General features: G+C 69.3%; 10 protein-coding genes. 8 read left to right on the plus strand and 2 right to left on the minus strand.

The window, feature by feature from the left end:
* Nucleotides 1-59: 59 nt before the first annotated feature.
* Nucleotides 60-1,247: an ROK family protein gene (locus ACIRSS_RS16355; protein ID WP_400895423.1), complete on the minus strand. Its 1,188-nt coding sequence runs from the start codon at nt 1,245-1,247 to the stop codon at nt 60-62.
* A gap of 132 nt (nt 1,248-1,379) precedes the next feature.
* Between ACIRSS_RS16355 and ACIRSS_RS16360 the strand changes: the two genes are divergently transcribed.
* The 6 genes from ACIRSS_RS16360 to ACIRSS_RS16385 all read left to right on the plus strand — a co-directional run bounded on the left by ACIRSS_RS16360 (nt 1,380) and on the right by ACIRSS_RS16385 (nt 9,596).
* Nucleotides 1,380-2,615: an ROK family protein gene (locus ACIRSS_RS16360; RefSeq protein ID WP_400895426.1), complete on the plus strand. Its 1,236-nt coding sequence runs from the start codon at nt 1,380-1,382 to the stop codon at nt 2,613-2,615.
* 513 nt (nt 2,616-3,128) lie between these two features.
* Complete coding sequence (locus ACIRSS_RS16365) at nt 3,129-4,358, plus strand: RICIN domain-containing protein (protein ID WP_400895428.1); 1,230 nt, start codon at nt 3,129-3,131, stop codon at nt 4,356-4,358.
* 77 nt (nt 4,359-4,435) lie between these two features.
* Nucleotides 4,436-5,500, plus strand: coding sequence for an RICIN domain-containing protein (locus tag ACIRSS_RS16370; protein WP_400895431.1), 1,065 nt, complete (start codon nt 4,436-4,438; stop codon nt 5,498-5,500).
* The gene (locus ACIRSS_RS16375; protein ID WP_400895433.1) at nt 5,497-7,353 is read left to right on the plus strand and encodes a ricin-type beta-trefoil lectin domain protein; all 1,857 of its coding nucleotides are present in this window, start codon (nt 5,497-5,499) and stop codon (nt 7,351-7,353) included. Before ACIRSS_RS16370 ends, ACIRSS_RS16375 begins: the two co-directional genes overlap by 4 nt.
* On the plus strand, nt 7,350-8,711 hold the full coding sequence (locus ACIRSS_RS16380; RefSeq protein ID WP_400895436.1) for a ricin-type beta-trefoil lectin domain protein: 1,362 nt from the start codon (nt 7,350-7,352) through the stop codon (nt 8,709-8,711). Before ACIRSS_RS16375 ends, ACIRSS_RS16380 begins: the two co-directional genes overlap by 4 nt.
* 225 nt (nt 8,712-8,936) lie before the next feature.
* Nucleotides 8,937-9,596, plus strand: coding sequence for a DNA alkylation repair protein (locus ACIRSS_RS16385; protein ID WP_400895439.1), 660 nt, complete (start codon nt 8,937-8,939; stop codon nt 9,594-9,596).
* Here ACIRSS_RS16385 and ACIRSS_RS16390 read toward each other — a convergent pair whose 3' ends face one another.
* Nucleotides 9,597-10,319, minus strand: a complete 723-nt coding sequence (locus tag ACIRSS_RS16390) for a GntR family transcriptional regulator (RefSeq protein WP_400897494.1) — start codon at nt 10,317-10,319, stop codon at nt 9,597-9,599.
* 114 nt (nt 10,320-10,433) lie between these two features.
* On the opposite strand from ACIRSS_RS16390, the gene ACIRSS_RS16395 reads away from it, so the two are divergent.
* Nucleotides 10,434-11,678: an MFS transporter gene (locus ACIRSS_RS16395; RefSeq protein WP_400895442.1), complete on the plus strand. Its 1,245-nt coding sequence runs from the start codon at nt 10,434-10,436 to the stop codon at nt 11,676-11,678.
* 10 nt (nt 11,679-11,688) lie between these two features.
* On the plus strand, nt 11,689-12,483 hold the full coding sequence (locus ACIRSS_RS16400; RefSeq protein WP_400895444.1) for a putative hydro-lyase: 795 nt from the start codon (nt 11,689-11,691) through the stop codon (nt 12,481-12,483).

Consider the following 12,483-nt stretch of genomic DNA (forward strand, 5'->3'; position numbering starts at 1 on the left):
ACTGAAAGAACTGGCGGTCTGGACCTGTCTCGGTGATTACTCCTTGCGACGCAAGGGAATCAGCCGGTCCGGCCCCCGTTCGCGAGCAGCTGCGCGATGGGCAGGGTGGCCGCGCCGAGCGCGACCGCGTCCGGCCCGAGGCTGCCGAGGACGACCTCGGTGCGCCCGGCCAGGTAGTCGAGCGCGTGCCGGCCCACCGCGTCGCGCACGGCGGGCAGGATCGCCGGTCCCATGATCGCCCCCGCCGAGCCGGAGAGCACCACCCGGTCCGGGCTGAGCAGGTTGATCAGGTTCGCGATGCCGATCCCGAGGTACTCGCCGGTCTCCGCGAGGACGTCGGCGGCGGGGCCGTCGTCGCGGGCTTCGGCGACGATCCGCGCCAGCTCGTTGTCGCTTTCATCCCCGATGACCGGCTGCTTTCCGACGCGGTCGGCGTAGTGCCGGACGATCGCCTCGGTGCCGACGTAGGCCTCCAGGCAGCCGTGCGAGCCGCACCGGCAGGCCGCGCCGCCCGCCTTGACGACGGTGTGCCCCCACTCGCTGGTGGTGATGCCGGGGTGCGACGGCCCGGCGGTCGCGACGGCGGCCCCGACACCCACGCCGAGCAGGGCGACGATCGCGCGTTCGGCACCCCGGCCGGCGCCGCGCCAGGCCTCGACCTGACCGAGCGTGCGGGCGCGGTTGTCCAGGTGGAGGGGCGCGCCGATGTGCGGGTGGATGAGGTCGGCGAAGGCGACGCCGCGCCAGCCGAGGGTGGGCGCGTGCACGATCCCGCCGTCGCGGACCGCGCCGGGCACGCCGATGCCGACGCCGAACACCGCGTCCGGTTCGCCCCCTTCGAGCACTTCGGCGATGCCGGTTCGCACCAAACCGGCCACTTCGTCCGGGTCCAAGCGGGTGCCGACGAGCGGGTGGCGGACCGTGCCGAGCGTCCCGAGTGCGCAGTCGAACAATCCGACCTCGACGTGCGTTTCGCCGACGTCGACGCCGACGACGTGCCCGAAGTCGGGGCGCACGGCGAGCAGCGTCCGCGGCCGTCCGCCGTCGGATTCGACCGAGCCGGCCTCGGCGACGACGCCGTCGGCGATGAGCTCGGAGACGACGTTGGTAACGGTGGCGGCCGACAGTCCCGATTCAGCTACTAGTTCCAGCCTGCTGACGGGGCCGCGGAGGTAGAGGGAGGACAGGAGTGCCGCGCGGTTGTGCCGCCGGAGGTCTCGAGTTGTCTGGCGTACCACCTGGGTCACCTGGGGGATTGTGCCAGATACCACCCATGTCACTATGGGTTCGGGACTTAGTTCACCACTTAATACATAGCCACAACTTACGGTGATCAGGCATCCTGGTCGCAGCCGGTGAGAGTTTCAGATGGGTTGCCCATGGCGAGCAAGCGCACCACCGTCCGTGATCTGCGGCGGCACAACCGTTCCCTGCTGCTGTCGAAACTGTACTTCGACGGCCCGCTGTCGCGGCACGAACTGAGCCAGCTCACCGGATTGAGTGCGGCGACGGTCAGCAACGTGACCGCCGAACTGGGCGAAGAGCGCCTCATCACGGAGGCGGGCCAGGTCGAGTCCGACGGCGGCCGGCCGCGAGTGCTGCTGCGCGTCGACCCGGCGTACGGGCACGTCGCGGGGGTCGACATCGGCGAGACGGGCGTCAAGGTGGAGCTGTTCGACCTGGCGATGACCCGCCTGGCAACGGTGGACCACCCGCTCCCGAAGGCCCCGGACCCGGCAACGGCGGTCGAGCAGGTGACATCGGGGTTGCGCGAGGTGTTCGCGAGCGCGGGCATCGACGAAGCAACGGTGCTGGGCGTGGGCATCGGCGTCCCGGGCACGGTCGAGCAGGGCGCGAGGGTGCTGGTCCACGCACCGACGGTGGGCTGGGACGCGGTGCCGCTGGTATCACTGCTGCAGGACGCGGGGGTGTCGTTGCCGTTGTTCGTCGACAACGGAGCGAAGACGCAGGGCCAGGCGGAGATGTGGTTCGGCGCGGGCCGGGGAGCCCGCCACGCGGTGATAGCACTGATCGGCTCGGGCGTGGGCGCGGCGGTGGTGACGGACGGAACGACGTACCGGGGATCGACGAGCAGCGCGGGCGAGTGGGGCCACACAACGATCGCGTACGGAGGGCAGCAATGCCGCTGCGGAGCGCTCGGCTGCCTGGAGGCGTACATCGGCGCGGGCGGAGTGCTGGCGAGGTACCGGCGAGTGCGGGGGAAGGAAGTCCCGGGCGAGGACGAGCAGGCCCAGTTCGCGGCCCTCCTGGAGGCAGCCCCGAAGTCCAAGACGGCGGCAAAGGTACTGGACGAGACGGCCGGCTACCTGGGCGCGGGGATAGCGAACTTGATCAACTTGTTCAACCCGGAGCGCATAGTGATCGGCGGCTGGGCAGGCTTGGCCCTGGGCGAGCAGCTGCTGCCAAGAATCCGCGAAGCGGCGAGCGAGCACGCACTGAGGCACCCGTTCAGCCAGACATCAATCCAGCTGGGCTCCCTGGGCCTGGACGCGGTGGCAACAGGAGCAGCAACGCTACCGGTAGCGGACCTGCTGGAGCAGGGAGCAACATCGAAGATCGCCAAGCCAGGAGCCCCCAACTCAGACGCGGCGTGAGGCAAAAGCAAGGGGAACCCGAGAACAGGAACGGACGAGAACCCAGACTCCCCCGCACCCCGATCCGAAGCCAGAACACGGCCGGCGGCACCGGGTCAAGGCATCTTTCCCGCCTTGACGCGGTGTCGCCGGCCGTAGTCACAATGAGGGCTTCGGGGTGCCGGAAGGAGCGACGAGCTCGAGTGCAGAGCACGTGCCCCGCTGACCGGGAACCCGCCCCACCAGCATCGCACCCCAAACCCGCCACCCACTCACCCTTAATTCGGGTTGAAAAAAAATGACCGCCCGACGGTTGCCCGGCTTGTCTGGACCATGCATACTTTGTTGCCAGGCACAACAAAGCACCCGGCAAAGACGTCGCCGCCCGTAAAGTCCGACCCCGCCCACGGACCGCGTGCGCCGGCGAAACGGTCGCGCCTGCCGCCGCCCCGGCATGCGAGGCCACCTCCCCCTCCCCGCGTTCCGTGCTGCGCGCGGAACGCCGTTCCCCCCACGGTGAGAGAGGCGACAACGATGTCCACCTCGTTCCGAAAAGCCCGAAAGAGAACAGCCGCGCTCCTCGCCGCGGCCTCCCTGCTGTTCCTCGGCCAGCAGGTCCTGACCCCCGTAGCGGCCGAGGCCGCCGCCACCTTCACCGACGACTTCAACGGCCCCGCGGGCGCCGCCGTCGACGGGTCGAAGTGGCAGCTCGAAACCGGCGACAACGTCAACAACCACGAGCGGCAGTACTACACCTCCGGCACCAACAACGCCCAGCTCGACGGCCAGGGCCACCTCGTCATCACCGCCAAGAAGGAAAACCCCGGCAACTACAACTGCTGGTACGGCCGCTGCGAGTACACCTCCGCGCGGATGAACACCGCCGGCAAGTTCAGCCAGGCCTACGGTCACTTCGAGACGCGCATGAAGCTCCCGCGCGGGCAGGGCATGTGGCCCGCGTTCTGGATGCTCGGCGGCGGCAACTGGCCGACCGACGGCGAGATCGACGTCATGGAGAACGTCGGGTTCGAGCCGAACACCGTGCACGGCACCATCCACGGCCCGGGCTACTCCGGCTCCGGCGGCATCGGCGCGGCCTACAACGGCCCGAACTTCTCCGACGACTTCCACACCTACGCCGTCGACTGGTCGCCCAACCAGATCAAGTGGTACGTCGACGGCAACCTCTACCAGACGCGCACGCCGGCCGACCTGAACGGCAACCGCTGGGTCTACGACCACAACTTCTTCATCATCCTCAACCTCGCCGTCGGCGGGTACTGGCCCGGCGACCCGAACAGCAGCACGCAGTTCCCGCAGCAGCTGGTCGTCGACTACGTCCACGTCACCAGCGACACCGGGGGCGGCACCCCGCCGAGCGGCCGGACCGGCACCATCACCGGCATCGGCGGCAAGTGCGTCGACGTCGCGGGGGCGAACACCGCCAACGGCACACCGATCCAGATCACCGACTGCAACGGCAACGCCGCGCAGAACTGGACCATCGGCACCGACGGCACGATCCGCGCGCTCGGCAAGTGCATGGACGTCAGCGCCGCGGGCACCGCGGACGGGACCCCCGTGCAGCTCTACGACTGCAACGGAACCGTGGCCCAGCAATGGGCGATCAGCGGGGCGAAGGACATCGTGAACCCCAACGCGAACAAGTGCCTCGACGCCACCGGCAATTCGAGTGCGAACGGCACCCGCCTGCAGATCTGGACCTGCGGCGGCACGGCCAACCAGAAGTGGAACACTCCCTGATCCATCCCCCCGGGTAGGCGGGCCCCGCCCGGCCCGCCTGCCCGGCACTCTTTCCTTCCCCCACAAGGAGAATCCCAGTGCGACGAATGTTCGTCGCGCTAATGGGGTGTGCCCTGTTAGCGCTTTCTTTCCTCACCGGCTCCGCCCAAGCCGCCGTCGAGGCCGGTCCGTCCGCGAGCCAGCTGCTCGCGAAGACCCAGACCTGCCAGCAGATTTCGAACGGCAAATATTCCTTCGACGAAGGCGGCGCGGCCACCGTGCCCGTCTGCCAGGCCAACGGCGCGGTGTTCTTCACGGCCGACATGGACATCGACTGCGACGGGGTCCGGACGACCCAGTGCAACGAGAACACCGACTGCTGCTTCTACCCCGACACCGCGTTCCACACCTCGACCGACCAGCCGCTCAACGCGGCCCAGCTGCCGTACATCGTCCTGCCGCAGCCGACGTCCACTTGGGACTACCGCAATTACGGCATCGACGGCGGTTCGGTCGTGGCGGTGATCTACAACAACAAGGTCACCTACGCCGTCGTCGGCGACACGGGTCCGACGAGCATCATCGGTGAGGCGTCCTACGCGACCGCCGTCAACCTCGGCATCAAACCGGACCCGTCCAACGGCGGCACCGAGGGCCCGGTGACGTACATCGTGTTCCCGAACACGCACGTCGACCCGATCGAGAACCACGCCAACGCCACGAGCCTCGGCGAGCAGGTCGCGACGCAGTTCGCCGGCGGCACCACGACGCCGCCCACGCAGAACGCCGGGCGGATCACCGGCCTCGGCGGCAAGTGCGTCGACGTCGCCGGCGCGAACAACGCCAACGGCACCGCCGTCCAGCTGTACGACTGCAACGGCACGACCGCTCAACAGTGGACAGTCGGCAGCGACGGGACCGTAAAAGCACTTGGCAAGTGCCTCGACGTCACCAGTGCCGGCACGGCCAACGGCACGCCGACCCAGCTGTGGGACTGCAACGGTTCCGCCGCGCAGAAGTGGTCGGCCAACGGATCGCAGAACCTCGTGAACGCCGGCTCCGGCAAGTGCCTCGACGCCACCGGGAACTCGAGCGCCAACGGGACCCGGCTCCAGATCTGGACCTGCGGGTCCGGTGCGAACCAGAAGTGGACGCTGCCATGAAGAAACTGCTCACCCTGCTCGGCGTGACCGCGCTCGCCGCGGCCACCTTCGCCGCGCCCGCGCAGGCCGCGGGCGAGACCGTGAACGTCTGGCTCACCACCACCAGCGACTCCGGCGGCCGGACGGTCACCCGCGGCCTGCAGCAGCAGACGCCGGTCACCTTCGCCTCGGGCACCGGGTCCGGCGGTGTGACCATCAACGTCAACGAAAACACCACCTACCAGCAGTTCGAAGGCGGTGGAGCGTCCTTCACGGACACCGCCGCGTGGCTGCTGAACTCCAGCGGGGCGCTGTCCCAGGCCACCCGCGACGACACGATGCGCAAGCTGTTCGACCCGAACACCGGCATCGGGCTGAGCTTCATCCGCAACCCGCTCGGCGCGTCCGACCTGGCCCGCTACAGCTACACCTTCGACGACATGCCGGCCGGGCAGACCGACCCGAACCTGACGCACTTCTCGATCGCCCACGACCAGGCCGACGTGCTGCCGCTCACCAAGCAGGCCAAGCAGCTCAACCCGCAGGCCAAGGTGATGGCGTCGCCGTGGAGCGCGCCGCCGTGGATGAAGGACAACGACAGCTACCTGCTCGGCTGGGTCGAGTCGCAGTACTACCCGGCCTACGCGCAGTACTTCGTCAAGTACCTCCAGGCCTACCAGGCCGCGGGCGTGCCGATCGACTACGTCTCGATGCAGAACGAGCCGACGTGCTGCTCGAGCTACCCGTCGACCAACTGGAACGGCGCCGGGCTGGCGTACTTCGCCAAGAACAACCTGCTGCCGGCCCTGCAGGGTGCCGGACTGTCCACAAAGGTCCTCGCGCTCGACTGGAACTGGGACACCTACGCGTCCTACGGCGCCCCGACCCTGGACGACCCGGCGATCCGCAACCACCCCAACTTCGGCGGCGTCGCCTGGCACGGCTACGGCGGCGACATCTCGCAGCAGACGACGACGCACAACCAGTACCCGAACGTCAACGCCTACTCGACCGAGCACTCCGGGGGCACCTGGATCTCGAACCAGCAGGCCGAGGACATGAACAACATCGTCGACTACACGCGCAACTGGTCGAAGAGCTTCGTCAAGTGGAGCCTCGGCGTCGACCAGAACATGGGCCCGCACAACGGCGGCTGCGGCACCTGCACCGGCCTGATCACCGTCCACAACGGAGACTCGCGCAGCGGGCAGGTCGACTACACCGTCGAGTACTACACGATGGGCCACCTGACGAAGTTCGTGAAGCCCGGCGCGTACCGGATCGACTCGAACGACAACTCGACCGTCCGCAATGTCGTTTGGAAGAACCCGGACGGCTCGAAGGCGCTCATCGCGTACAACTCCGGCACGGGCAACCAGAGCGTGCGCGTGAACTGGGGCAACTCGTCGTTCACCTACACCCTGCCCGGCCACACCTCGGCCACCTTCACCTGGAACGGCAACCAGGGCACCGGCGGGGGCGGCACCGGCAAGACCGGCCCGATCACCGGCCTCGGCGGCAAGTGCATCGACGTCGCCGGCGCCAGCAGCGCCAACGGCACCGCGGTCCAGCTCTACGACTGCAACGGCTCGAGCGCGCAGCAGTGGACCGTCGGCACCGACGGCACGATCCGCGCGCTCGGCAAGTGCCTCGACGTGACCGGACAGTCCACAGCGGACGGTGCGCAGCTGCAGCTCTGGGACTGCGGCGGCACGGCCAACCAGCAGTGGGCGGCCACCGCGGCCCGGGACCTCGTCGGGGCCGGGTCGAACAAGTGCGTCGACGCGACCGGCAACTCCAGCGCCAACGGCACCCGGCTGCAGATCTGGACGTGCACCGGCGCCGCCAACCAGAAGTGGAACGTGCCCGCATGAAGAAGACAGCAGTATTCGGTGCGCTGATCGCCGCGTCGGCGCTGGTGCTCGCACCGGGCGTCGCGCAGGCGGCGACCGGCCCGATCACCGGCATCGCCGGCAAGTGCGTCGACGTCAACGCGGCGAGCACCGCCAACGGCACGGCGATCCAGCTCTACGACTGCAACGGAACCAACGCCCAACAGTGGACGGTCGGCTCCGACGGGTCCCTGCAGGCACTGGGCAAGTGCCTGGACGTCACGAGCGCGGGCACCGCGAACGGCACCACGGTCCAGCTCTGGGACTGCAACGGCTCCGCCGCCCAGAAGTGGACGGCCAACGCGGCGAAGAACCTGGTCAACACCGGTTCGGGCAAGTGCCTCGACGCGACCGGCAACTCCAGCGCGAACGGCACGCGGCTGCAGATCTGGACGTGCGCGAGCACGGCCAACCAGCAGTGGACGCTCCCGTCCGGCGGCACCACGCCGCCGCCGAGCGGGCCGGGCGTAATGGCCGTGGCGCCTTACCTCTACAACGGCTGGGGCAACCCGCCGAGCCCGCAGACGATCCAGAACGCCACCGGCGTCAAGTGGTTCACGCTGGCGTTCATCCTGTCCAACGGCTACTGCAACCCGATGTGGGACGGCGGCCGGGCGCTCACCGGCGGTGTCGACCAGAACACCATCAACGCCGTGCGCGCGGGCGGCGGCGACGTCATCCCGTCGTTCGGCGGCTACTCCGGCAACAAGCTGGAGTCGTCGTGCGGCAGCGCGGGTGAGCTGGCGGCGGGCTACCAGAAGGTGATCAGCGCCTACGGCCTCAAGGCGATCGACATCGACATCGAGGCCGACGCCTACAGCAACCCGACCGTGCAGCAGCGCACGGTCGACGCGCTGAAGACGGTGCGGGCGAACAACCCGGGCATCAAGCTGTACGTCACGTTCGGCACCGGACAGTCCGGTCCGGACAACAGCCTGGTGAACCGGGCGGCGCAGTCCGGGCTGACGGTCGACGGCTGGGTCATCATGCCGTTCGACTTCGGCGGCGCCGGCCAGAACATGGGCACGCTGACCCAGCGCGCGGCCGAAGGGCTCAAGAACGTCGTCAAGACCGCGTACGGCTACGACGACGACACGGCCTACCGGCACATGGGCATCTCGTCGATGAACGGCATCACGGACAACAACGAGACGGTCACGCTGAACGACTTCACCACCATCCTGGCCTACGCGAACTCCCACCACCTGGCCCGGTTGACGTTCTGGTCGGCCAACCGCGACCGCCCGTGCCCGGGCGCCTACCCGAACGACGACACGTGTTCGGGTGTTTCCCAGCAGGCGTGGGACTTCACGAGGATCTTCGCCCGCTACGCCGGCTGACGGCGTGCAACAGCAGGCCCGGCCTGGGTTCCGGCCGGGCCTGCCGCGCGTTCGAGGGCTGCCGGACCGTGACACTGGGGAGGCCCCGGCCCGGCAGCGGTGGGCTCCGCCTGCCGCTGGGGGTCTCCGGCGGCGAAACCGCTTTCGCAGGCTATCGAGCCGAGCGGGAATTGGGGACCGTCAAAATGCCGGGGTGCCCGAACGGGCAGCCGTAGACTGGCCGCCGTGCCCGAATCGACAGTGGACGCCGTGCTCGCCGAGCTGGCCGCGCTCGAGGACCCCAAGGCCCGCGCGGTCAACGAGAAGCACGGCGACGACCACGGCGTCAACCTCGGCAAGCTGCGCGCGGTCGCGAAGCGGCTGAAGACGCAGCAGGACCTCGCCCGCGATCTCTGGGCCACCGGCGACACGGCGGCGAAGCTCCTGGCCACCCTGATCTGCCGCCCGAAGGCGTTCGGCCGCGACGAGCTGGACGCCATGCTGCGGACCGCGCGCACCCCCAAGGCGCACGACTGGCTCGTGAATTACGTGGTGAAGAAGAGCCCGCACGCCGAAGAACTGCGCCGGACCTGGTTCGCCGACCCGGATCCCGTGGTCGCGAGCGCCGGCTGGGCGCTGACCACCGACCGCGTGGCGGACCACCCCGAAGACCTCGACGGCCTCCTCGACCTCATCGAGAAGGAGATGAAGGACGCGCCGGACCGGCTGCAGTGGGCGATGAACAGCTGCCTGGCCCGGATCGGGATCGAGCACGAGAGCCACCGCGCCCGCGCGATCGACATCGGCGAGCGCCTCGAGGTGCTCAAGGACTACCCGACCCCGCCGAACTGCACGTCGCCGTTCGCGCCGGTCTGGATCGCCGAAATGGTGCGCCGGCAGGCCTAGCTAGTCGGCCGCGACCGCCGCCCGGGCCGCTTCGGCGCGGTCCGCGTACGCCTCGACCAGCTGTTCCTCGGCGTCCTCGAGGTACTTCATCAGCAGCTGCTCCGCGCCCGGCCCGTCGCCGGCCTCGATGCGGTCCAGGATCTCGTGGTTGCGCGGCAGGTAGCGCTCGTGGAAGCGCCGCGGCTCGGCCATGATGTGGAAGACCAGCCGCAGCTCGGCGGTCAGCCGGCCGACCAGCTCGTTGACGCGCTCGCTGCCGGACAGCGCGGCCAGCTCCTGGTGGAACCACACGTTCGCGGTGCCGAGGTCCTTCCAGTTCCCGGTGCGCGCGGCCTCGTCGCCGATCTCGACCTTCTCCTTGATCCGCTGGAAGGTCGCCGGCTTCGCCGTCACCCCGCGGACCGCGGCGCACTCGATGATCTTGCGGACGCGGTAGATGTCGACGACGTCCTCGACGCTCGGGATGCGGACGAAGACCCCGCGGTTGAGCTCGTGGGCCAGCAGCCGCTCGTGCGTGAGCAGCCGGAACGCCTCGCGCAGCGTGTTGCGGGAGACGCCGAGCGCGTTGCCGATGTCCTGCTCCGAGAGCCGGCCGCCGGGCAGGAAGAAGCCTTCCGCGATGCGCTTGCGCAGGACGCCGGCGACCCGCTCGGCCGTGCTCTTGCGGCTGACCAGGCCGCGGTCGGCCTCCAGGCCCGGGAGCCCGCTGTCTTCGATGACCACGCCCACGATGGTACCCGTCACACTAAGGACGATGTAATTGCCGTCTTGTGGAATTGTTCAACAATCCCTAGTGTGTGAGGCGCGCCACGATGAGACACTGGCCAGGAGGTGCCCATGACTGCGACAACTGCTACCGAGGCTCGGCCGTTCGACTGGTTCCGCACGCTCGGCAAACGCGGGCGCCGCGCCTTCGTGGGCGCCTTCGGCGGCTACGGGCTGGACTCGTTCGACTACCAGACCCTGCCGCTCGGCCTGGCCGCGATCACCGCGTACTTCGGGATATCCAGCGGCGAAGCCGGCCTGCTCGGCACGACGACGCTGGTCGTGTCGGCCGTCGGCGGGGTCGGGGCCGGCATGCTGGCCGACCGGATCGGCCGCGTCCGCACGCTGCAGATCACCATCGCGATGTACACGATCTTCACCGTGCTCTGCGGGTTCGCGCCCAACTTCGAGACGCTGCTGGTCTTTCGCGCCCTGCAGGGCCTGGGCTTCGGTGGTGAGTGGGCGGCCGGCGCCGCGCTGGTCGCGGAGTACTCGCAGGCCAAGTACCGCGGCCGGACCGTGGCGTTCGTGCAGAGCGCGTGGGCGGTCGGTTGGGGCCTGTCGGTGATCGTCTACACCGTGGTGTTCAGCGTCGCGAGCGACGACGTCGCCTGGCGGATCATGTTCTGGACCGGCATCATCCCGGCGCTGCTCGTGCTGTGGGTCCGCAAGAGCGTCAAGGACGCCCCGCGCGCCGAAGAGCGGCTCAAGACCGAGCGCGTGAAAGGCACGCTGGTCAAGATCTTCCAGGCCGACCTGCTGCGCACGACGCTCTTCGCCGCGCTGCTCGCCACCGGCGTCCAGGGCGGGTACTACACGATCTCGACGTGGCTGCCGTCCTACCTGAAGAAGACGCGCGAGCTGACCGTGATCGGCACCGGCGGCTACCTCGCGTTCCTCATCACCGGTGCGTTCGTCGGCTACGTCTGCGGCGGCTACCTCACGGACCTGATGGGGCGCAAGAAGACCTTCCTGACGTTCGCGCTGCTCTCGGCCGCGCTGATCGTCGCGTACACGCAGATCCCCAAGGGCGCCAACGGGCTCGTGCTCGTCCTCGGCTTCCCGCTCGGCTTCTCGATGTCCGCGATCTTCAGCGGTTTCGGGGCGTACCTCGCCGAGCTGTACCCGACGGCGCTGCGCGGGACGGGACAGGGCTTCACCTACAACTTCGGCCGCGCGGTCGGCGCGATCTTCCCGACCGTCGTCGGCTTCCTCGGCGCGGGCGGCGCGATCGTGTTCGGCGCGCTCGGCTACGGCATCGCCGTGCTCGCCCTGCTGGGGCTTCCGGAGACTCGGGGCATCGAACTCGTCGACTGAGGGGGAACTCATGACGACCTTTGAGGAACCCGCGACGCTCACTCCCGCGCAAGCGCGCGAAGCGTTCCGCCGCGGCACCGCCCACCCCACGACGGGCTGGGCCAACGGCTTCACCCAGACGAACCTGATCGCCGTGCCCGAGGACTGGGCCTACGACGTCCTGCTGTTCTGCACCCGCAACCCGCAGCCGTGCCCGCTGCTCGACGTCACCGACCCCGGCGACCCGGCCACCCGCCTCGCCGAGGGCGCGGACCTGCGCACCGACCTGCCGCGCTACCGGATCTGGCAGAACGGCGTGCTGGCCGGCGAGGTGTCCGACGCGACCGGCCTCTGGCGCAGCGACATGGTCGCGTTCTCGATCGGCTGCAGCTTCACGTTCGAGACGGCGCTGGCCGCCGAGGGCGTCCCGCTGCGGCACGTCGACCAGGGCCGCAACGTCGCGATGTACGTGACGAACCGGCAGTGCGAACCCGCCGGGCGGCTGTTCGGGCCGATGGTCGTGTCGATGCGGCAGATCCCGGAGAACCGCGTCGACGACGCCGTCCGGATCACCCGCGCGATGCCGGCCGTGCACGGCGCGCCGGTGCACATCGGCGACCCGCGTGCGCTGGGCATCGACGACCTTTCCCGGCCGGACTTCGGCGACCCGGTGGACGCGGAGCCGGGCGACGTCCCGGTGTTCTGGGCCTGCGGCGTCACCCCGCAGGCGGCGCTGATGGCGTCGCGGCCCCCCTTTGCGATCACCCACGCGCCGGGGTACATGTTCATCACGGACCGGCTCGACAGCGAATACCGGGTGGGCTGA

The sequence above is a fragment of the Amycolatopsis sp. NPDC101161 genome (assembly GCF_044768185.1).
Classification (GTDB): Bacteria; Actinomycetota; Actinomycetes; order Mycobacteriales; family Pseudonocardiaceae; genus Amycolatopsis.